Here is a 22,107-nt window from a genome sequence, read left to right on the forward strand (position 1 = left end):
GTTCATGGTGGCTGTCCTTTGGTGAGAATTACGCCGTGGCCGAAGCGGCCAGGGCGTCTGTGTGCGCGAGTGCGCGGCGGTAGCGCGAAGCTACGACGTGTGCGAGGTCCGCACCCAGCGGCGCGGAGACGGAACCGGGCCACATTCGAAACGCCCGGTCCAGGAGCAAACCTTCAGTGACAAAAAGCGGGAGCAGATGCTTATCGACGCTTGCCAGCTCCCCTAGATCCCTCTTCCCATGGCCCGTCGCGGGAACGGTCGTGACAGGAATGCCGACGAGCTTTTCGACGTCTCGCCCCAGCTCCACCGTCTTCCCGGCCGCCTCCGTGTTGGAAGTGCCGACCGGGTAGAGGATGATCTCCCGGATCGACCGGCCGGATGCCGCGATATCGGTCACGGCTCGAGCGGCGAGGATGGCCGCCACATCACGACCTTGGCCCAGCCCCTCGGCAGGGATGAGCTCGAGTTCGGTCGCTGCGCGGGCTTCCGCGATCGCTTGCGGAACGTCGTGGGTGGCGTGGAAGGCGGTGGTGAACAGGGTCGGTACGACAACGGCGCGGGTGTGGCCAGCGTCGACAAGCTGCTGGGCAGCGGCGGTGAGGTCGGGGGTGTCGAACTCGAGGTGCGCATCCACACCCGTCACGCCCAGCTGAGCTGCGGCGGCAGCGGTCAGCGTAGCCACACCGGGGCGCGCGCCGGGGTGGCGCGATCCGTGCGACAGCGTGATCAGGGCGGGTGCGTTCATGATGACCTCAGCTCTCCTACCGCAGCCGCGTTCCCACGAGACCAGCTGCCAGCGTGTTACCGGACGCCTGATCAATGAGCAGGAAGTTGCCCACGGCACCGCGCGCCGCGTACTCCTCCACCGGCAGCTCCTGCGCCGTCTGGACGGTCACGTGCGCGATGTCGTTCAGGCCGAAGGACTCTGGTGCGGTGTCATCCGAGTTGGACGAAGCCGTGCCGTCGATGTCGATGACGCGGTCGACGCTGCCAACACGGGCACGGACCAGTGAGGTGCCATAGCGCAGCTTCACAGCCTGGCCAGTGGCGACGTCCTTCTCTGTCAGGCCGACGACGGTGCCGTGGAACTCGCGGACGAGCTCCGGGAATGGCGCGGAGGCCAGCAGGTCGCCGCGGGTGAGGTCAATGTCGTCGGCAAGGCGCAGGGAGACCGCGTCGCCAGCGTCAGCGGACTGCGCGCCGTCGAGGCCATCCGCCGTGTCGATGTGCGTCACCGTCGTGGTGCGGCCGTTCGGCGCGACGACCTCATCGCCGACCTGCACGGAGCCGGAGTTCACGGTGCCGGCGTAGGCGCGGTAGTCCGTCTCGTGCTCACGCAGGACGTACTGGATGTTGAACCGGAACGCCAGGTCCAGCGCGCGGCCGGAGTTGACCGGGATGGTCTCCAGCAGCTCGAGCACGGTCGGGCCCTCGTACCAGGATGTCTCGGTGGAGCGCTCGGCAACATTGGCGCCGAACTTCGCGGAGATCGGCACGGCGTGCGGCTCCTCGATGCCCAGGGCAGCACAGCGGGACTCGAACTCGCCCTTGATCTCCTCGAAGACGTTCTGCGAGTAGTCCACCAGGTCGATCTTGTTCACGGCCAGGATGACTGTCTTCACACCGAGCAGGCTCGCCACGGTGAGGTGGCGGATGGTTTGCGGTTTGATGCCGTTTCGGGCGTCGACAAGCAAAACGACGACCTGGGACGTGGACATGCCCGTGACGGTGTTGCGCGTGTACTGCTCATGCCCCGGGGTGTCCGCGAGGATGAAGCTGCGCTGGTCGGTGGCGAAGTACCGGTAGGCGACGTCGATGGTGATGCCTTGTTCGCGCTCGGCGCGGAGGCCGTCGACAAGCAAGGAAAGATCGAGGCCCTCGAAGCCGCGGTCGGCGGAGGTGCGTTCGACGCTGGCGAGCTGATCCGCCAGGACCGACTTCGTGTCGTGCAGGAGGCGGCCGACGAAGGTGGATTTGCCGTCGTCAACGGAGCCGGCCGTGCAGAGCCTCAGCGTCGCTCGTTGCGCTAACGCTTCACTCGCCGACGCATTCGGCTCTGCAGAATTTCCAAAAGGACTCATCAGAAGTAGCCCTCCTTCTTGCGGTCTTCCATGGCGGATTCGGACAGGCGGTCGTCGGCACGCGTGGCGCCGCGCTCGGTCAGGGTGGAAGCGGCGAGCTCGACCAGCACCTCGTCAATGGTTGTCGCGGTCGAATCGACTGCGCCGGTGCAGCTCATGTCGCCAACGGTGCGGTAACGCACGCGGCGGGTCTCCACGGTCTCATCCTCGCGCGGGCCGCCCCACTCGCCGGCGGTGAGCCACATGCCGTCGCGGTTGAACACCTCGCGGTCGTGGGCGAAGTAAATGGCCGGCAGCTCAATGTCGCGGGCGCCGATGTACTCCCACACGTCCGCTTCCGTCCAGTTGGAGATGGGGAAGACGCGGATGTTCTCGCCCGGAAGCTTCTCGCCGTTGTAGAGACTCCACAGCTCAGGGCGCTGACGGCGCGGGTCCCAGCCGCCGAAAGAGTCGCGGACGGAGAAGACGCGCTCCTTGGCGCGGGCGCGCTCCTCGTCGCGGCGGGCGCCGCCGAGAACGGCGTCGTAACCGACCTCAGCGATGGTCTCCACTAGGGGCACGGTTTGCAGCGGGTTGCGGGTGCCGTCGGGACGCTCGACCAGGTCGCCGCGGTCAATCCAATCCTGCACGTGCGCCACGCGCAGGCGGGCACCGGTTTCCTCGACGAGGCGGTCGCGGAATCCGATCACTTCCGGGAAGTTGTGGCCGGTGTCCACGTGCAGCAACTCGATCGGCATTGCGGCGGGCGCGAACGCGCGGCGCGCCAGCTCGAAGACGACACAGGAGTCCTTGCCGCCCGAGAACAGCAGGCCGATCTTGTCGAATTGCCCTGCCACCTCACGCAGGATGTGAATCGACTCGTTCTCCAGATCCCGCAGGTGCGGGGAGAGTTCGTTAGCCATGCAGACCACACTCCGTCTTGCTCGAAAAGGCCCAGCGACCAGCGCGGGGATCTTCGCCCTCAGCGACCGGCAGGGTGCAGGTCGCACAGCCGATGGAGGGGTAGCCCTGCTTGGTCAGCGGGTGGATGATCAAATTCTTGTCCTCTATGTATGCGTCGGTCTCGTCCAGCGACCACGTGATGATCGGGCTGATCTTCAACCGGCCCGTGGCATCCAAACTCAAAGCGGGGGCTTCGGCGCGGGTGGGGCCGTCGTCACGCCGCAGGCCCGTGACCCAGCCGACATAGGGCGAGAGGTTCACCGCGAGCGGCTCCACCTTGCGCATACGGCAGCACGCGGTCGGGTTGCGGCGGTAGAGTGCCTTGCCGTATACGCGGTCCTGCTCCTCACGGGACAGGATCGCCTTCGCGCGGACGAGGCGCTGCGCCGGATAACGCTCTTCGACCTGGTCCGCGACATCAAGCGTCTCGTCGAAGTGGTACTCCGTATCCAGGAAGAGGAAGTCCGCCTCCGGCAGGTAGTCTTTCGCCAGCTCCGCGAGAACGGTGTTCTCCATGCTCAACGTCACCACGAGGTTGCCTGGGGCATACTCGTGGGCCCACTCGAGGATCTCTTTCGCGGAGGCGTCGTAGAGCCTGTCGGCCCATTCGTCGACAAGCTTCGCGTTTGCTTCGGCGATCTCTGGGGTCAGCGGCGCAGTTTCTTTGGGGCCCTCGGGGCTCACTTCGGGGTCGCGCACATCACCCGCGGACCTGTTTAGAAAGTCCACTATTTCTCCTTCCTCAACACCGCGTCGTGGCCGTGACGGGCCAGCGATTCCTGCAGTGCTTGCTCCGTTGACTTGGCCTTCTGCGGAGCCACGTCCGGGTCATCTTGCCCGTGGAACAACACCTCGAAGATACGCAGGCACTCGGTGCATTTCCATGCAAAATCCGATTGTTCATCAGGAAATAACCCTTCCCCCGCGCAGTAGGGGCAATACGCGGGGTGGTTGCGGTTCGGGTTCGGCTTGCGGCGGAAGCTCATCGCAGGTCATCCTCGTCGGCGCGCGCGACCCAGTCGCGGAAGAGCTCGCCGTCGTTTCGCTTTTCGACGAAATTACCCGCCACCCTCGTCACATAATCCCCAAGCTCAGTCGAAAGGACCTTGTGGCCGCGGAGCTTCCGGCCGAAGTTGGCGCCGTCGCCGATGGCGCCTCCCAAGTGGACTTGGAAGCCCTCGACCTTGTTGCCGTTGCCGTCGTCGACCATCTGGCCCTTCAGGCCGATGTCCGCGATGTGCGTGCGGGCGCAGGCGTTCGGGCAGCCGTTCAGGGCGATCGTGATGGGAGAGTCGAAGTCCTTGAGGCGTTCCTCGAGTTCGTCGACAAGCTCAATGCCGCGGGCCTTTGTGGTCACGTGGGCGAGCTTGCAGTATTCCAAGCCGGTGCAGGTGAGCATGCCGCGGCGGAATTCGCTGGGGGCGGAGTAGAGGCCCATCTCAGTCAGGTCTGCCGCAAGCGCCCGGACCTGCTCCGGGCCGACGTCGAGGAACAGAATTTCCTTGAACGGGGTGAAGCGCAGACGACTCAGGCCGTAAGACTCGGCCAGGTCAGCGATGGCGATGAGCTGCTCTCCGGTGAGGTGGCCCATCGTCGGCTTCACGCCCAGGTAGACATTGCCGTCTTTCTGCTCGTGGATGCCAATGTGGTCGCGGTCGATCAGGTTGGTCGGGGCGTGCGGGCCGTCGGGAAGCTTGTAGCCCAGGTACTCGTCCTCGAGGACCTGGCGGAACTTATCGATGCCCCACTGCGCCACCAAGAACTTGATGCGTGCCCGGGCGCGGAGGCGGCGGTAGCCGTAGTCGCGGAACAGGCGGACCACGCCAGCCCACACCTCCGGCACCTCCTCCAGGGTGACAAAGGCGCCGAGGGACTGGGCGAGCATCGGGTTCGTCGCCAAGCCTCCGCCGACGAAGCACTCGAAGCCCGGACCCAACTCGGGGTGGTTGACCCCGATGAACGCGATGTCGTTGATCTCGTGCACGACATCCTGGCGGGCGTTGCCGGAAATCGCGGTCTTGAACTTGCGCGGCAGGTTCTGGAATTCCTCGCGCAGGACGTACTCGTTCTTGATCTTCTCAATCGCCGGTGTGGCGTCGATAATCTCATCCTTCGCGATGCCCGCCACCGGCGAACCCATGATCACGCGCGGCACATCGCCGCAGGCGTCCCAGGTGTTCAGGCCGACCGACTCGAGCTTGTCCCACATCGCCGGCGCGTCTTCGACGCGCAGCCAGTGGAGCTGAATGTTCTGGCGGTCCGTCAGGTCGGCTGTGGACCGGCAGTAGTCGCGGCTGATCTCGCCGACGGCGCGGGCTTGTTCGGTGGAGCACTGGCCGCCGTCAAAACGCACGCGCGCCATGAAGAACTCGTCCTGCAGCTCGAGGTTGTCCTTGCCGGTGTGCTCGCCGCCCAAGTTCTGCTTGCGCTGCGTGTACATGCCCAGCCACTTAAAGCGCGGGTACAGATCTTCTTCCGGGATCGACTTGAAGCCCTGCTTAGAGTAGATGTCGATGACGCGCTGCTTGACCGCCAGCACGGGCTCGACCTGTTTGAGCTCCTCATCGTGGTTGAGGGGCGCCTGGCCGTCGATCTTCCACTGGCCTTCCGGCTTTGGCTTACGCGCCGGGCGGGGCCGTGCTTCTGCGCTTGTGGTGGTGGTCATGCCGCCTCCTTCTGTGTACCGCTCTGTCTATAGCGTTGCGCGGTGCGGTTTGTTGATCAGCACGCTACACAGCCAGCCCGCATAAGGTCACTCCCCTGCAAGGTTTCGGCTCGCTGGTCTGCACGTTCATATGAATGTAAATCTCGCTTGAGCCTTGACTGCGTACTAATCGTTGCTAAGTTTTTAGACCAAGCGGTCTACCCAGCTACAGAAGGAGACTCACATGACCAGCCGCGTTTCCCGCGTCGCCGTCATTGGAGCCGGCCCCACCGGCATCCACGCATCGGACCTCCTCATCTGCATGCCCGGCCGCAGCTACTTCGTCGACCTTTTCGACGCCTCCCCCGCCCCCACATCCCTCATCCGCTTCGGCTCATCGCACCGCAGCGCCCGCTCGCTTATCGACGTCCCCCGCCTCAGACTCTTCGGCAACCTCACCATCGGAACTGACGTGACCGTCGGCGAACTGACCCACTACTACGACACGATTGTCGCGGCGTCTGATTCTGACGCCGGGGCCAGCGACACCGCCGGGTCCGTCGTGGTCATCGGCACATCTCCTGGCGCGGCCGAGGTTTACGACGCGCTCTCCGCGTCCGCCGCCGATGCCGCGATTGCCGTCAGCCGCACCCCCGTCGTCGCTTCACCGCAGGTGGCCGACCAGCCCGGCGCGATCGTCGCCCTTCTCGAGTCCCGCAGCCTCCCCTTCACCACGTGGGAAGGCTGGCACCGGCCGGCTTGGGCGGACGTTTCCGCGGTGTCAGCATCCGGCCCGTCTGCGCCTGGCGTCGTCACGGTGGCCCAGTGGACGACCCTGCTGTCTGCAGCGAATGCAGTTCCAGCCACACCCTAGCTCCGCAAAACCCCAGGGACTCCGCAAAACCGCAGGGACTCCGCAATGCGGAGTCCGCTCCATCGAACTCCACCCGACCCCCGGAATACTGCTCGACCTTATAAGCCAAACCGAACGTTTCTGACCTGCATGTTTACCTGAGCAGTATTCCGGAAATGCCCGAGCAGTATTCCAGCCCGGCGCCACCTCACCGGACTGCCGCAAAACCGCAGGGACTCCGCAGTGCGGACTATCGCCAGTTCTCAACCTCAAGCGATGGCACTCGGGAGAATTCATCGTCGTTGGCCGTCACGAGGACCACATCCTCGCGCAATGCCTGAGCCGCGATCCATAAGTCATTGGGGCCGATAACTCGTCCTTGACTTTGCAGGGCCGCTCGAATTTCCGCGTAGATCTCTGCAGTTCGTTCATCCACACCGATCCTCGGCCAGCCCGCCAAGAACGTGTCGATGGATCGTCGCGCTCGAATAGGGTCCATCGACCGTAAAGCACCTGCATACAGTTCTCCGAGAACCACTGTGGAGACGCCTACTTGATCTCGTGTGCAGCTCGAGGCACGGTCCAGCACGTGCGGATAACTGCCCCGTTCAAGATCAATCCAGACGTTCGTGTCGAACAGATACCGCATGGTCTATCAGGACCTGTCGTCGAAGTCAGGTAAGGGTTCGAGTGGAAGGTCTTCGACTTCTTCGAGAAGTCCCCCTTCGATACCTTCTGCGGCTTGGTAGGCGCGCAGCCGGTTGAGCGCGTCACCGATTGTCTCTTCGACGGGACGGAGGAGCAGACCCTCGGGGACGTGCTCGACGGTCACTCGTTCGACGACGAGTCGGTGGGTCACCGGAATGCGGACAGCCTGACTGTTTCCGGATTTGAACACGGTGGTTTCAACGGGCTTCGTCACAACTTCCTCCTTTAGCACTATCAACACCGTCACTACGGATATAACTCCAAGTATATACGGCCGAATGGCGACACTATGCTCCAGAAACGGCACAGGCCTATGATTGCCCCGTGAACCTCCCCCATCTGATCCGCCTCATCGGCAGCGTGTTCCGCACAGACCGCCGCTTCGCCGCCGCCATCGCGGGCGTGCTGGTACTCCAGCTCGTGTCGGTGCTGGCTACGTTGTGGTTGCCGTCGCTGAATGCGGACATCATCGACAAGGGTCTGGCCCGTGGCGACATACCTTATATATGGCGCACTGGCGGGGTGATGCTGTTCGCGGCCTTGGTGCAGATTGTCACGGCGGTGGGGGTGATGTGGTTGGCGGCGTGGGCGTCGACAAGCGTGGCGCGTGAGCTGCGCAAGGACGTGTTCGCGCACGTCAACCGCTTTGACGCTGAGGATATGGCGGAGTTTCCGCCGGCGACGCTGATCACGCGCGGGACGAACGATATCTACCAGATTCAGGTCGCGCTGCAGCTCACACTGGGCATGCTCGCGACCGCGCCGATCATGGCGATCGGCGGTGTGGTCATGGCGTTGCGGCAGGACGCTGGCTTGTCATGGCTGGTCGCGGTTGCGGTAGTGATTCTCGCGGTGGTGGTCACGGCAGTCGTTGCGCTGCTGTTGCCGTTGTTCACGCAGATGCAGGAGCGCCTCGACGCGGTCAACGCCGTTCTGCGCGAGCAGATCAGCGGCATTCGTGTGGTGCGCGCGTTCGGCCGCGAAGACTTTGAAACGCAACGTTTCGCCGAGGCCAACGCGGACATCACGCGGGTGAGCCTGAATGTCGGCCGCGTGTTTGTGATCCTGTTTCCTGTGGTCATGCTGATCCTCAACGCCGCGATCACCGCCCTGATGTGGTTCGGCGGCCAACGCATCGACGCCGGCCTGATGCAGATCGGTTCGTTGACGGCATTCATGCAGTACATGCTGCAGATTCTCATTGCGGTGGTCATGGGCGCGGCGATGATCATTCCGCTGCCCCGAGCGTTCGTGTGCGCACGCCGTGTAACGGAAGTCTTGGCGCACTCGCCCTCGCTTATCGACGCCCCAACCACCCCGGCCACTGACCCCACCGTCACATTCGACCGCGTCACCTACTGCTACCCCGGCGCAGACGCCCCGGTCCTGGAGGACATTTCTTTCGAGGCCCGCCCAGGCACCACAACGGCCGTGATCGGCTCGACTGGAGCGGGAAAGACGACGCTGTTGTCCTTGATCCCTCGGCTGCGCGCACCCAGCTCCGGCGTAGTGTCACTCGGCGGCGTGCCCACCACGGAGTTGAGCCGCGAGCACCTGGCCAGCACCGTGTCAATGGTTCCGCAGAAGCCGTACCTGTTCTCCGGGACGGTCGCGACGAACTTGCGCTTCGGTAACCCGGACGCCACCGATGACGAACTGTGGGCGGCGTTGCGCGTCGCCCAGGCGGACTTCGTCGAGGACTTGGACATGCCCATCTCCCAGGGCGGCACGAACGTTTCCGGCGGGCAGCGCCAGCGTCTGTGCATCGCGCGCATGTTCGTAGCAAATCCGAAGGTGCTGCTTTTCGACGACTCTTTCTCCGCCCTTGACCCCATCACCGAATCCAACCTGCAGGCGGTCATGGCCGAATACACGGCCGGTGCGGTGACCATTCTCGTGGCGCAGAAGGTCAGCTCCATTGTCGACGCCGACCAGATCCTGGTCATGGAAGCCGGCCGGATTGTGGACCGCGGTACCCACGAATCCCTGCTGGCCAACTCACCGACGTACCAAGAGATCGTTGCGTCCCAGGAAGGAGTGGACGCATGAGTGCCAAGACAGACTTGACCGACGAAGAGTTCCTGGAGTTGGAGGAAAAGACCGGGGAGGCGGGACGCAGACAAGCAAAAGCGTTCTGGCCCTCTGCCTGGCGGATGCTGAAGCTCATGGGCCCGCACAAGCTCGCGTTCGGCACAGGCGTGGTGCTCAATGTGGTCTCGGTGCTGCTCATGGTGGCCGGGCCGGCGGTGCTGGGCATAGCCATCGACGTGATCGCGCGCGGCGACATGGAGCGGCTGAGCGACGTTGTGATGTGGCTGCTGGTCATCTACACCGGCGCATCGTTCGCTGACTGGGCCTCAGGTGCGGTGATTAACCGGGCCGTGATGCGGGCGGTGTACGACCTGCGCGCGTCGATCGAGGCGAAAGTTCATGACCTGCCGTTGAGCTACTTCGACACCCGGCAGCGCGGCGACCTGCTGTCGCGCACGACGAACGACGTGGACAACGTGCAGCAAGCCCTGCAACAGGCGATGGGGCACTTGATTCACTCGGCGATCATGCTCACCGGCATCGTGGTGATGATGTTCTCCATCTCCTGGGAGCTCGCCCTCGTCGCTCTCATCGCTGTGCCGCTGTCAGGACTGGTCATCGCCGTGCTGGGAACGCGCTCGCAAAAGCAGTTCAGTCAGCAATGGCGCTCTACCGGCGCGCTGAACGGTCACGTCGAGGAAGCGTTCACCGGCCACGAGGTCGCGCTCATCTTCGGTCGCACCGACGAGATGGAGAATGAATTCGATCGCCGCAACGCCGAGCTGTTCGGCTCCGCGTTCAAGGCGCAGTTCCTTTCGGGCACGATCTTCCCGACCATGCAGTTCATCACCTACCTGTCGTATGTGGTCATCGCGGTCGTCGGTGCTCTGCGCGTGGCTGGCGGGCACATCACGCTGGGTTCGGCGGTGGCGTTCATCCAGTATTCGCGCCAGCTCAACCAGCCGCTCGGTGAGCTCGGCGGGATGTTGCAAATGCTGCAGTCCGGTGTCGCATCGGCCGAGCGCATCTTCGAGTTCCTCGACGCGCCCGCGCAGAGCACCGACGCCAACGGCATCCTTGCCACACCCGCGCGCGGACTCGTCGAATTCGACGACGTTTCCTTCAGCTACTCCCCCGACACGCCACTTATCGAAGACCTGACCCTGCGCGTCGAACCGGGGCAGACCGCCGCGATCGTCGGCCCCACGGGCGCCGGAAAAACGACACTGGTCAACCTGCTCATGCGGTTCTACGACATCGATAGGGGTGAGATCCGGCTCGATGGCGTCGATACGCGAAGCGTCCCTCGTGCGGCCTTGCGCGGCGAGATCGGCATGGTGCTGCAGGACGCTGTGCTGTTCAAAGGCACCATCATGGAGAACATTCGCTACGGGCATCTTGACGCCACCGACGAGGAGGTCATCGCCGCCGCGCGCGCCACGTACGTCGACCGCTTCGTGCGCACGCTTGCCGACGGCTACGACACGGTCGTCGACCTGGATTCCGGCGCCATCTCTGCCGGTGAGCGACAGTTGATCACTATTGCTCGAGCGTTTCTTGCTCAGCCGTCGGTGCTCATCCTCGATGAAGCAACGTCGTCCGTGGACACCCGCACCGAGGTTCTCGTGCAGGAAGCGATGGGGTCGTTGCGCTCTGGGCGCACCGCGTTCGTTATTGCTCACCGCTTATCGACGATCCGCGACGCCGACACCATCCTGGTCATGGAGGCCGGCCGCATCGTCGAACAGGGCCCCCACGACGAGCTGATGGCGCGCCGCGGGGTGTACTGGCGTATGCAGCAACCAGACGGAGCTGCGGGCGACTTCTAGTTCAACAAGCGTTCATCTTCTGTTACTCGCCTGTCCAGTTCCTTAGATTAGCCTGACGAGCGCCCATATTCGCCCCTAATTAGAAGTGAGCGCTAATGAGTAAAAAGGGACTCCCCCGCGATCCAGCTGGTGAGCACGATCTGCCCGACGAGGCAGACGTGCGCGTCATCGACCGGAACGTGAAAGATTCTGAGCCGGTCGATGTCGACGGCAAGAACACCACGACCACTGATTCCTCCGATACCGACTCCTCCGATATCGATGACGACATCGAAGACAAGGCCGAGGAAAACGACCCGCTCGGTTTCCTCCCGTTTGAAGGCACCGCAAAGCAGGTAGCTAACTGGGTCGCCGTCTTCCTCGGCATCTGGCTGCTCCTCAACGGCGTCGGCATGATCGGTGACGGCTTCAAGATGGTCGCCGGCGACCAGGCTAAAGAGCTGTTCTCCTTCGCTGAGAACCCGTTCGTGGGTCTGGCCATCGGTATCGTCTCCACGGCGATCATCCAGTCTTCCTCTACCACCACTTCCATCGTGGTGGGCATGATCGCCGGTGGTCTGCCGCTGAACATCGCCATCCCGATGCTCTTCGGTGCCAACATGGGTACCTCGGTCACCTCGACCCTGGTCGCCCTGGGTCTGGCCGGTAACAAGAAGCAGTTCAAGAACGGTTTCTCCATGGCGACCGTGCACGACTTCTTCAACCTGATCGCCATCGGCGTCTTCTTCCCGCTGGAGATCCTCACCGGATTCTTAGGCAAGACCGCAACTGCCATCGCACCGTCGTTGGCCGGTGGCGGCGACAGCATCATCTCGAAGGGCTTCGAGGCCTTCGGTGACTTCATTGACATGATCACAGAGCCGCTCGTTGAGCTGGTCAGCAGCCTCGTCGAGCCACTCGGTGACATGTGGGGCGGCATTATTCTCGCCCTGATCGGTGTCGCTCTGATTCTGGTGTCCATCCAGTTCATCGGTAAGGTCCTCAACGCTCTGCTGGTGGGCAAGGCCCAGGACATCCTCTACGCCGCACTGGGTAAGAACGCTTTCATCGGTGCGCTCTCCGGCGCCCTGATCACCGCGCTGGTTCAGTCTTCCTCCACCACCACCGCCCTGACGGTTCCACTGGCTGCGTCCGGCAAGTTCGAAGTGCGCACCCTGTTCCCGTTCGTGGTCGGTGCGAACATCGGTACGACCTTCACCGGCCTCATCGCTGCGTTCTCCGCATCCGGTGCAGAAGCAGAGGCAGCAATGTCCGGTGCGCTGGTGCACATGCTGTTCAACCTCTTCTCCGCGATTCTCATCTTGAGTATCCCGTTCCTGCGCAACATCCCCCCGCGCTGCTCGGACTGGCTCGCTGGCCTGGCCGAGAAGAACAAGCTCTACGTCTTCATCTACATCGGTGGCGTGTTCTTCGCTATCCCGCTGCTAGCCGTCTTCATTTCCAACACTTTGATGTAAGGAGTCTTCAATGACTAACCCGAACGAGACCCCCGACCTGTCCCCGATGGCTCAGGAGCTCATCCAGAACGAGGCTCCGGATGAGGCACTGCAAGCCCTGCTCGAGGAGCTCGAAGAGACCGCAGAAGAGCTGCGCGTCGAGCTCAACGCCCGCGGCCGCAACGCGGACCGTCTAGCCGCTGACCAGGAGGGTGAGGCTGCTGCTGCAACCGGAGAGGGCACCCGCAAGCACAAGAAGATCAACCCGAACGTCACGCCTGAACAGCAGGCTGAGCTCGACGAGAACTTCGCCAAGTACTGGAGCAACTCCCAGGGTTCCTGGAAGAACCTCTTCCGCCTGCTGCGCGAGTTCCGTGCTGAGATGCAGGAGGGCAAGACCAATGGCTAAAGCCCGCAAGTCCATCACCGCAGCCATCCTGGCGGGCATGACCGTCCTCGCAGTCGGCTGCTCCTCTGACAGCGGCTCGAACGGCAGCTCCGGCAACAGCAACTCTGGCGGCGACAACGGCAGCGAGACCAACGCTGCCGCTGGGGGCCCGATCAAGACCACCGGTTCCGCCACCATCGAGCCGATCACCTCCTACATGGCGAACCGCTACGACTTCGATGTCGACGTAGAGGCCATTGGTTCGACCGACGGTTTCGAGAAGTTCTGCAACGGCGAAGCTGACATCAACGACGCCTCCACGCCTATCCCGGGTGACGGCGCAGAGGTCGACTTCCAGAAGCAGTGCGCCGACAACGACGTCGAGTACATTGAGCTGCCGATCGGTCTGGACGCCATCACCATCGTCAAACACCGCGACAACGACTTCGCGACCGACCTGACCGTCGAGCAGCTGCACGACATTTGGTCGAAGGAGTCCGAGGTGTCCAAGTGGTCCGACATCGACCCGTCCTGGCCGGACGAGGAGATCAAGCTCTACGGCCGCCCGGAGGGTTCCGGTACCCTCGGCGTGTTCGAGGACCTGGTCCTGGACGGTGACGAGATCCGCGACGACTACGAGTCCACCGACGACATCGATGAGCTGACCCAGTGGGTTGCTGATGACCCGAACGCTCTGTCCTTCATGGGCATCGGTAACTACCTCTCCGCTGAGGAAGATGCCCAGCGCATGATCGACAACGTGAAGGTCGGCGGTGTCGAACCGACCGCTGAGGAAACGAAGGACGGCAACTACCCGCTGTCCCGTCCGCTGTTCATCTACGTGAGCAAGAAGTCGGCCGAGCGCGAGGACGTGGACAAGTTCGTCACCACCTACCTCGAGCACGCTGAGGCTGTCATGCCACGCGTGTACTTCTACCAGCTCCCGGAAGAGGACTACGAAGGCGCCCAGAAGCGCTACGCTGACCGCAAGACCGGCGCAGACGAGCGCTGGCAAGCATAAACCCGGACTAGCTGGCAAGCAGCCCGGCCCGGCCGCAACTAAGAGGGTTTGACTCCGATTCTGAATCGGGGGTCAGACCCTCTTAGTCATTCTTCACAGTCGAAGCAGTTGGGAGCTGCAGTTTCTGTTACCAGCCGGGTGTGCCCGGACCCTGGTACGGCGGCTGCTGGTACGGCTGGCCCGGGTAGGGCTGGCTAGGATACGGCTGGCTCGGGTAAGGCGCCGGATACGGGGAATCAGGGTATGCAGACGGGTACGGGTGGGCCGGATAAGCCGGGTAGGAACCAGCCGGGTACATGGGATCGCCGTAGGGCGGCTGCATCCCGCGCGCGACGCCGTACGTGGGGACGTAAGGGTAGTCGGAGCGGATCAGCTGGTAAATGCGGGCAAATGCCAAAGACTCGGCCGGGTAGGTGACAAACAGCGACAGGTTGAGCGTGAACAAGGAAAGCACCGAGTTGATGATGCGCAGCAGAGTGATCGACCCCAGAACCGTCCAGTAGCACCCTTTGAGGTCCTTGAAGACCCGGCCAAAGGCCTCGAATGGGTTCGCTGCCCTATCGATGACGTACACCGGCACCAGAACGACCACCGGGTACACCAGGAACGCGAGCACTACAGCAGCAATGCCGAGGAGAACGGTGAAGGCCGGGTGGACGTCGAAAAGCAGGGCCGCTCCGGCGATAGGCAGACCGACAACGATCACCCCGAAACAGGCGGTCAAGAAGTACGCCACCACCGCCCCGATGATCGGCAAACCAGTGAATGCGTTGGACCAGCGGGCTCCTTCGCCGGCGACATCGCGGAGAGCAACGCGGGTGCGTGCGACCTGCCACCACAACCAGATGAAGCCGAGAACAGCGACGAAAACGAGCGCCTTAATGAGGTCTTCGTTGGTCACGATCTCCTCGTCGGAGAGAACCCCCGTGACCCCACCCATGATCAACGTGGCGATGACAATAGCCGTGAAGATGAGGTTGATCCCGGCGTAGACGAGAAAATTGTCGAATACCCGCTTGAACCCGAACCCGATCGGCTCGGTGACTGTCACCGTGGTCATCTTGGCTCCTTCATACCTGCTGCTAAGAGATGAAAAGCGTGCCGCCCAGCACCATTGTTAGATGCAGGCGGCACGCTGAGGGTTACACCGGGTGAGCTTTAGTACATGCTCATGTAGCCGTTGGGGGACTCAGGGTGCTGCGGGCCAGCCTGGTTGGGCTGGTCGCGGTGTGCGCTGATCCAGCGGTAGATGAAGACGTAGGCGAGGGCCTGGAGCGCTGGAAGAGCGAACATGCCGAACCCGATCGTTACGATTGCGAATGCACTGCAAGCGATGCTGATGAGGAAGAGTGAAACCACGATCAGCAGGAAATGGGGCTTAGCATCCTGCCACGCCATCTTGAAGGCACCGACGGCGTTGGTGCGGCCGTCGTACACGTAGAACGGCGCCAGGTTGAGAACTGGAGCAGCGGCGATCATTGCTGCGATCATGAGCAGGAAGACGATGATGCCCAGCGCGACGTGTACCTCAGATAAGAAGATCATGAGCAGCGCGAAGACGACATAGATCACAAACACAGCCAATCCGAGAAGGACGTGGACCAAGATGACCTGGCCCCATCGGATGTTCTTGAACAGGTTGCCCCAGCTCGGTTCTTCACCGCGGCTGTCGCGCAATGCAGTGTTGTACAGCACGATGTACATCACGAACATGATGGCTATCATGACCAGGTACCCGGCGATGATCCCGAAGGGATGCTCCTCCGCCAGGTTGTAGTTCGGGCTGCCAGCATTGGGGTCGTTGGTCGCCGCCGCGATCACCGGAACAATGATGAGGAGCAGCGCAACGATCGAGGCGATCATCATCAGCACCGTGAAGCCGATGTATACGTGCCAGTTCTTGCTGAACAGGCGCTTGAACGCGAACGGAATAGACTCGACGATCGGCAGCGAGCCGCCGGTGGGCTGCAGCGGGCGGCCCGACTCGGAAGCGTTCGGGTCATTCTCCGGGTGCTGGAAACCCGGCCCCGGAGCATAGGCCTGACCGTAGGAGTTCTGTCCGTAACCGTCCTGACCCGGTGTCTGCCCGTAGGCGCCGTAGCCGGAGCCAGACTGGTCGTAGCCCGAGCCGGACTGACCGTAGCCGTTCTGGCCAGACTGACCGTAGGTGGAGTCACCGTAGCCGGAGTTCGAGGTGGAACCGAACTGGTCGGAGCCGGACTGACCGTAAGCGCTGGAGCCACCCTGGCCATAGGAGCCCTCTCCGTAGGCGCTAGAGCCGCCCTGGCCATAGCTGCTCTGGCCATAGGAGCTGGAGCCGGACTGGCCGTAGCCTCCCTGCCCGTAGGAGGTGGAACCGGTCGAGTCAGCGGGGTTCTGGTTGTTGGAATTGCTGCTGTTGTTTCCGTAGCCGCCGCCGAAAGGATTGTTGTCCTGACCGCCGAACGGGTTATTTGGATCATTGGGGTTGGTCATAAGGGCTATCATATTGTGTTGGCGAAAATATGCGAGTTCAAGCGAAGCATTGTTCAGCCATTATTCAGATTGCATCAAGGGGGTAGACAGCGCTTAACGTGCCCCGTTGCATGAACACGCCGCCGCGAGATGAACCAGGTTTAAGATGGATGGCGTGAGTAATCAGCCGTACCCTAAGCCCCCGGCCCGCGACCTTCGCCTGTCTGACGCGGAGCGTGCGGACGCGTTGGCCCAGCTGACCTACGCGTACGGCGAGGGCCGCTTGGATCCGGAGGAGTACGACAAGCGGTGCGATGCCGCTACCCAGGCCGCCACCCACCGTGACCTGGAACCGCTGTTCCGGGACCTCCCCACGCAGCAGCAGTCTCAGGAGATAGAGGCATACCAGCAGTACCAGCCGGCGCACGGCCAGGAACTCGACGTCTATACCCGCCACGAGATTGCGACTGCCCGCAAGAGTGGCCAGAACATCCGCCTCGGCATGTTCGGCCTGGGCACGCTGCTGTCGCTCAGCGGCGGCATCGTGCTGGCGGAAACTGTCGCACCGTTATGGGCGATGATGCCAGTCTTCATTGTTCCGACGCTGTTCATCCTCCTCTACATCATGAAGGTCGGCCCGGATAGCTGGTACACCCCAAGTCCGGCACAGCTTGAGCGCAAGCGACTCAGGGATATGAGGACGGCCCGCCGGCTGGAGGAGGAACGTCGTAAAGCTTTGCGTGCAGCGCAGCGCGACCAGCTCACTGGCGACGTGATGGGCTACGCGCAAGACACGATTAACCGCTTCAAGCGGTGAAAACCGCGGCGAATTCTCAATAGAATGGCCCCATGAGCGACGACACCAATGAGAACCCCCAGCGCAAGCCTTTGAAGAAACACCGCCATTTTGATCAGGCGGACAAGCTCAAGAACGTGGCCTATGACCTGCGTGGACCGGTCGCGGCGACGGCGGAGGAAATGGAGCGCGACGGCCACAACATCCTCAAGCTGAACACGGGCAACCCCGGCATCTTCGGTTTCGATGCTCCCGATGTGATCATGCGCGACATCATCGCCAACTTGCCGCACTCGCAGGCGTACTCGACGTCGAAGGGCATTATTCCGGCGCGGCGAGCCGTCGTCACGCGCTACGAGGAGATCGACGGTTTCCCAGAATTCGATATTGACGACGTGTACTTGGGCAACGGGGTCAGCGAGCTGATCAACATGGTCACGCAGGCATTGCTTAACGACGGAGACGAGGTCCTCATCCCGTCTCCCGACTACCCGCTGTGGACAGCGGCGACGTCGTTAAGCGGCGGCACTCCCGTGCACTACATCTGCGACGAGGAAGACGACTGGAACCCCTCGCTCGAGGACATTCGCTCCAAGGTGAACGACCGCACCAAGGCGATCGTGGTGATCAACCCGAACAACCCCACGGGTGCTGTGTACTCGCGCGAGATCCTCGAGGGCATCGCGGATATCGCCCGCGAGCACGAGCTCATGGTGCTTGCCGACGAGATCTACGACCGCGTCCTGTACGACGGCGCCAAGCACATTTCCATGGCGGAGGTCGCCCCTGACCTGGTCACCTGCACCTTCAATGGCCTGTCGAAGGCGTACCGGGTGTGCGGTTACCGCGCCGGCTGGATGATGATTACCGGCCCGAAGCGCCGCGCCACCGGATTCGTCGAGGGCCTGGATCTGCTCGCCGGCACGCGCCTGTGCTCCAACGTGCCAGGCCAGCACGCGATCCAGGTCGCGCTCGGCGGCCGGCAGTCCATTTTCAGTCTCACCGGTGAAGGCGGCCGACTCAAGGAACAGCGCGACATCACCATCAAGAAGCTGCGGGAAATCCCCGGCGTCTCTGTCGTCGAACCGAAGGGTGCGCTCTACGCCTTCCCGAAGATCGACACCGAGATGTACCACATCTACGACGACGAACGCTTCATGCTCGACCTGCTCAAGAGCGAAAAGATCCTCATGGTCGGCGGCTCCGGCTTCAACTACCCCAAACCGGACCACTTCCGCGTGGTCACGCTGCCGTGGGCGTCCCAGCTGGAGAACGCCATAGAACGGCTGGGCAACTTCCTCAGCGACTACCACCAGCACTAAGGAGCGTGGGGGCTAGGGGGCACCGATAAGCGACAACGTTTATTGCCCGCCCCCTGACCTTTATTGGCGCGTGAGACTCTTCTTGATCTGCTCCGGGTACAAGGTGATCGTCGGCATACCCAGCAAACCAAGGCCCGCAGCCAGCAGACCGAACGGCAGCAACCACAGTAGAGCATCGCGCGAGTTCCCCGACGGTTTCGGCTCAGTCGGCTTGTTCGGCGTGCCCGTATTGCTCGGCTCTTCCGGCTCCTCCGTTTTCGGGTAGGAAGCCTGGATAGTGAACTTGTGCTCAGAACCGTCTTTACGCTTGTAGGCGAGTTCAGCCCGGGAGATCCTACCGCCGAAGTTCGGATTCGGGAAGAAAGTGATCTCACCCGTAGCGCTGTCAATAATCCAGCGACCCTGGCCCGGAACTTTCATTTCACGCATGTCCGGGGTGATCTCCGGCTGGAGGTCGACACCGCCAACACCGGTGAACTTCAGGGAGCCTGTTTCCATCTCCGGCACGTCCACCTGCACAGAGAACGGGTTGTCCGTCGGTGCAGTGACCTTGATAACGGAATCGCTGATCTCGAGGCTGTTGCCGTCCAAGGTCGTAGTGATCGGAGCCGGCGTCAGCGTGGTAGTGACGGGATCCGGAGTCGCCGTTGCCGGTTCAGGCGTGACCGTGACGGTGGGAGAAACACGCGGCGTCACAGTCACGGTGACCGGGTTCGGGGTCACCGTCACCGGCGGCACTGCCACAGTGACGGGCGTGCCGCTGACCGTCGTGACCACGTCCGGCACCGTCGCGGTGATGGCCTCCGGAGTGGCAGTGACCGCCGTCGGTTCACCCGTGACGTTCACCGTTGTGGTGATCGGGGCAGGCGTCACCGTGACCGGGCTGGGCGAAATGGTCTCCGTCATCGGCGCGGGGAACTGCGTAATCGTTGCCTGCGGCGGGGTCGTCGTGACCGTGACCTGGTACGTCGACTTCGACGTCACGGTCGTGGTGACGGTCTTTTCAACCGTTGTCGGAACACCGCCCACGGTGGTGGGGACCGCAGTAGTCACAGTGGTCGGAACTTCGGTGGTGACCGTCTCCGTCACCGGCGGCAACGTCGTCGTGTTCGTCGCCGTAGTCTGGCCCGTCACCGACACCTGGTAGGTGGTGGATTCCTTCGCGCCGGTCTTCGTCATTGCTTCCACAGTGACGGTACCGGGGGTTCCGCGGTAGTTGTCGGCAGGCTCGAACGTGACCACGCCGGTGGTCGGGACGATAGTGTAGGTGCCCTCGTTCCTCGTCAGAACGTTGTCCGCAGCATCCGCAAGCGAGTACGCGATAGTCCAGTCGCTCGGGAAGGACGGGAACATCTCCTTGCCCGACTTCGACTTCTGCGGCTGGTTTGCATCGCCAGTGCTTGTCGACGGCGACGTCTTCACAGCCTTGTACTCACCCAGCACCGTGCCCGGCTCCGAGCGCACACCCTCAGCGTTGGCCACGGTGTAATCGACCGGGTCCGGGGTGCCGTAGAAACCGTCGACAGGCGTGAACGTGAAAACGCCCTCACGGTCAACGGACCAGGCACCCTGGTTGGGGATAGTCTTCGTTTTGCCGCTGCTGTCCGCGTCAGCACCGTCGATCTGAACGGAGCCCGGGACCATACCCCTGCCGTACTTCGGAGCCGCAGTGAGCTTCTCCCCCACCTCGCCGGTGGCGGACACAGGCCGCAGGATCATGTTCGTCGTCGACACAATCGGCCGGTAGTGACCGTCCGCAGGGCGGGGCTGGCCATTCGCAGTCTTCAGATTCGTGATGCGCACGCCGACAGCCGGAGCAGCGCCCGTGAAGGACGGTTCCGGAGTGAATGTGACCTCACCGGTGTTCTTGTTGATGCTGTACCGGCCGACATTCGCAATCTGCAGCGAAGTATCTTGCGTGACCAGCTCACCATCAGGGGTGACCAGGCCGTACGTGAACTCGCCGTACCACGACCTCGGGTAACCCGGGAACATCTTCTGGGCGGTCAGGCCCCAGTCGCCCTTACCGTTGTCCGTGGACTTCTGAGCTTTGCCCTGCTCCTCGATCGTCGTCGCCAGCGTTCCGTCCTGCACGTCGTACCGCACGGAAAGGGTAGCCCTGCCCGCGGGAACACCGTGCTCGTTCTTCGCGGTGTACTGGATCGGCGTGGGGTTGCCCACGAAACCGAGCTCAGGGGTGAAGGTCACCGAGCCGTTGCGGTTGACCTTCCACGTGCCCTCGCCGTCGACCGTCAGCTCGCGCCCGGCGTCCTGACCAGTGGCATTGATCAAGGCCACTGAGGATTTATCGATCGCCGCCTGCCCGCTGGACTGCGCGAAATCAGGATTCAGCGTGACGTCGCGTCCGGCCAGTTCATTCGCTTCCGCGTTGTTCAGGCCGACCGTCGGCTTGACGACGTTCGGCGTGTAAAGGGTGGTGACCTCCGCATACGAAGCATTATTCGGGTTGATTGTGTGCGCCGGCCGAGTCTGCCCGTACGCCATGACGCGGCGGTTCTTCCCGATCGTATTCGTGGTCATGTTGCTGACGACGACGCGCACCGGTGCCGCCGACTTCTGCGTGATGTTCGCATCCTTGACCTCGGCATCCGAGAAGAAGATCGGGCTCGGCGTGAAGGAGACCTCACCAGTGTCCGGATTGATCGAGTACTTACCTTCGCTGGTGTTCAGCTCGGTGGTGACGTGGCCGAGGTAATTGGTGGCAGCGTCAGTCTTGTAGTCGAGAGCGCCGTCGACCTTGCCTGCGACTGCGTCCTGCCTATCCACCTGGAAGGCGTACTTCGGTGTGAACCCGGACCAGCCCATGCCGTCCTTCACACCGTTGAAGCCAGCAGATGCCTGGGCAGTCTGCGTGGCACCGAAGGCGCCCGTGGATGTCAGATCCGTCGTGCCTTTGCCCGGCAGGTCAACGGTGGCGTAGTGGTACTCCTTTTTGAGCTTCGATTTAAAGGGATCGATCTGGATCGGCAGCGGCGGGGCGTAACCGATGTACCCCGGAGCGGGAGTCCAGTTGACGGAGAACACTTCATTGAATTCGGAGGTGTATGACCACTCGCCCAGCGGAGTTGCAAGCCTGTTGGAACCCTTGAACGGCACCGGGCGATCGAGACCAGAGAAGACGTTCTTGTAGTCCGTCTTATCTTGCTTGCTCCAGATGGTCAGCGGTACTGAGCTACCCCAGTTGCCGTACTTGCCTGTCTTAGCCTTTTCCTTCGAAATTGCATCGAGGCTTAAAAACATTCCGCTGAACTGATTTTCATTCTTTACCGCACCCCACGGCACGTTTTGCGGAGCTTGGTCGTTGTAATGCTGGCCGTTTACGGTCTGGGGTTCCGCCGAAGCAGCAGGAAGCGCGCCCCAATCGGGGGCAACTACCCGGACAGTGGACAATCCAATAATGGCGACCGTGGCGGCACTGACGGCGCGCTTGGTAACGGAAATGCGCAGGCCAGAGGGCTGCACAGAGCTAAGGGGGGTCATTGGGAGGATTCGCCTAACGTTTCTGTACTGATTAACCAACGAAAGACTACCTGCAACACAGAATGTTGTAAACAATCCTGAATAAAAATGCTTCCCCCCTC

19 protein-coding genes are annotated in these 22,107 nt (G+C 62.5%); 8 read left to right on the forward strand and 11 right to left on the reverse strand.

Translation table 11 applies throughout. The features are described 5' to 3' along the window. Window positions 1-28: 28 nt before the first annotated feature. From KBX07_RS07860 to KBX07_RS07885, 6 genes are read right to left on the reverse strand one after another with little or no spacing between them, the layout of a single operon-like run. On the reverse strand, window positions 29-745 hold the full coding sequence (locus KBX07_RS07860) for a sirohydrochlorin chelatase (RefSeq protein ID WP_256023678.1): 717 nt from the start codon (window positions 743-745) through the stop codon (window positions 29-31). 16 nt (window positions 746-761) lie between these two features. Then, a complete protein-coding gene (locus KBX07_RS07865) occupies window positions 762-2,081 on the reverse strand; it encodes a sulfate adenylyltransferase subunit 1 (protein WP_256023680.1) in 1,320 nt (439 codons plus the stop codon). Further along, the gene (gene cysD / locus KBX07_RS07870; RefSeq protein WP_255998814.1) at window positions 2,081-2,983 is read right to left on the reverse strand and encodes a sulfate adenylyltransferase subunit CysD; all 903 of its coding nucleotides are present in this window, start codon (window positions 2,981-2,983) and stop codon (window positions 2,081-2,083) included. Before cysD ends, KBX07_RS07865 begins: the two co-directional genes overlap by 1 nt. Further along, window positions 2,976-3,752: a phosphoadenylyl-sulfate reductase gene (locus tag KBX07_RS07875; RefSeq protein ID WP_370687277.1), complete on the reverse strand. Its 777-nt coding sequence runs from the start codon at window positions 3,750-3,752 to the stop codon at window positions 2,976-2,978. Before KBX07_RS07875 ends, cysD begins: the two co-directional genes overlap by 8 nt. Further along, the gene (locus KBX07_RS07880; RefSeq protein ID WP_005288214.1) at window positions 3,752-4,009 is read right to left on the reverse strand and encodes a hypothetical protein; all 258 of its coding nucleotides are present in this window, start codon (window positions 4,007-4,009) and stop codon (window positions 3,752-3,754) included. Before KBX07_RS07880 ends, KBX07_RS07875 begins: the two co-directional genes overlap by 1 nt. Further along, window positions 4,006-5,688, reverse strand: a complete 1,683-nt coding sequence (locus tag KBX07_RS07885) for a nitrite/sulfite reductase (protein ID WP_256023682.1) — start codon at window positions 5,686-5,688, stop codon at window positions 4,006-4,008. The genes KBX07_RS07880 and KBX07_RS07885 overlap by 4 nt, the downstream gene beginning before the upstream one ends. 223 nt (window positions 5,689-5,911) lie before the next feature. Here KBX07_RS07885 and KBX07_RS07890 point away from each other — a divergent pair, with 223 nt between their 5' ends. Continuing rightward, window positions 5,912-6,541 (forward strand): hypothetical protein, encoded by a 630-nt coding sequence (locus KBX07_RS07890; RefSeq protein WP_256023683.1) that lies wholly within the window; start codon window positions 5,912-5,914, stop codon window positions 6,539-6,541. A 229-nt stretch (window positions 6,542-6,770) separates the two neighbouring features. Here KBX07_RS07890 and KBX07_RS07895 read toward each other — a convergent pair whose 3' ends face one another. Together KBX07_RS07895 and KBX07_RS07900 are read right to left on the reverse strand one after the other, a co-directional pair. Next, complete coding sequence (locus tag KBX07_RS07895) at window positions 6,771-7,169, reverse strand: type II toxin-antitoxin system VapC family toxin (protein ID WP_256023685.1); 399 nt, start codon at window positions 7,167-7,169, stop codon at window positions 6,771-6,773. 6 nt (window positions 7,170-7,175) lie between these two features. Beyond that, window positions 7,176-7,442, reverse strand: coding sequence for an antitoxin (locus KBX07_RS07900; protein ID WP_255998806.1), 267 nt, complete (start codon window positions 7,440-7,442; stop codon window positions 7,176-7,178). 110 nt (window positions 7,443-7,552) lie between these two features. On the opposite strand from KBX07_RS07900, the gene KBX07_RS07905 reads away from it, so the two are divergent. The 5 genes from KBX07_RS07905 (at window position 7,553) to KBX07_RS07925 (ending at window position 13,933) form a co-directional block, all read left to right on the forward strand. Beyond that, window positions 7,553-9,277, forward strand: a complete 1,725-nt coding sequence (locus KBX07_RS07905; RefSeq protein ID WP_256023687.1) for an ABC transporter ATP-binding protein — start codon at window positions 7,553-7,555, stop codon at window positions 9,275-9,277. Beyond that, entirely contained in the window at window positions 9,274-11,088 is a 1,815-nt protein-coding gene (locus KBX07_RS07910) for an ABC transporter ATP-binding protein (protein ID WP_256023688.1), read from the forward strand. Before KBX07_RS07905 ends, KBX07_RS07910 begins: the two co-directional genes overlap by 4 nt. A 95-nt stretch (window positions 11,089-11,183) precedes the next feature. Beyond that, entirely contained in the window at window positions 11,184-12,545 is a 1,362-nt protein-coding gene (locus KBX07_RS07915) for a Na/Pi symporter (protein WP_005288195.1), read from the forward strand. A gap of 10 nt (window positions 12,546-12,555) precedes the next feature. Next, window positions 12,556-12,933, forward strand: a complete 378-nt coding sequence (locus KBX07_RS07920; protein WP_005288192.1) for a hypothetical protein — start codon at window positions 12,556-12,558, stop codon at window positions 12,931-12,933. Beyond that, complete coding sequence (locus KBX07_RS07925) at window positions 12,926-13,933, forward strand: substrate-binding domain-containing protein (protein WP_005288189.1); 1,008 nt, start codon at window positions 12,926-12,928, stop codon at window positions 13,931-13,933. Before KBX07_RS07920 ends, KBX07_RS07925 begins: the two co-directional genes overlap by 8 nt. A gap of 127 nt (window positions 13,934-14,060) precedes the next feature. Here the strand turns inward: KBX07_RS07925 and KBX07_RS07930 are convergent, their stop codons facing one another. Further along, window positions 14,061-14,993: a DUF3824 domain-containing protein gene (locus tag KBX07_RS07930; protein WP_005288185.1), complete on the reverse strand. Its 933-nt coding sequence runs from the start codon at window positions 14,991-14,993 to the stop codon at window positions 14,061-14,063. Between the two features lie 98 nt (window positions 14,994-15,091). Continuing rightward, window positions 15,092-16,408: a hypothetical protein gene (locus KBX07_RS07935; RefSeq protein WP_050748780.1), complete on the reverse strand. Its 1,317-nt coding sequence runs from the start codon at window positions 16,406-16,408 to the stop codon at window positions 15,092-15,094. Between the two features lie 154 nt (window positions 16,409-16,562). Here KBX07_RS07935 and KBX07_RS07940 point away from each other — a divergent pair, with 154 nt between their 5' ends. Beyond that, entirely contained in the window at window positions 16,563-17,204 is a 642-nt protein-coding gene (locus tag KBX07_RS07940) for a DUF1707 domain-containing protein (protein WP_198002214.1), read from the forward strand. Between the two features lie 32 nt (window positions 17,205-17,236). After that, window positions 17,237-18,505: a pyridoxal phosphate-dependent aminotransferase gene (locus KBX07_RS07945; RefSeq protein ID WP_255998793.1), complete on the forward strand. Its 1,269-nt coding sequence runs from the start codon at window positions 17,237-17,239 to the stop codon at window positions 18,503-18,505. A gap of 60 nt (window positions 18,506-18,565) precedes the next feature. On the opposite strand, the gene KBX07_RS07950 is transcribed toward KBX07_RS07945, so the two are convergent. After that, window positions 18,566-22,006, reverse strand: a complete 3,441-nt coding sequence (locus KBX07_RS07950; protein ID WP_005288172.1) for a hypothetical protein — start codon at window positions 22,004-22,006, stop codon at window positions 18,566-18,568. Between the last annotated feature and the right edge of the window lie 101 nt (window positions 22,007-22,107).

The organism is Corynebacterium sp. CCUG 70398 (assembly GCF_024454055.1).
GTDB classification, from domain to species: domain Bacteria; phylum Actinomycetota; class Actinomycetes; order Mycobacteriales; family Mycobacteriaceae; genus Corynebacterium; species Corynebacterium genitalium.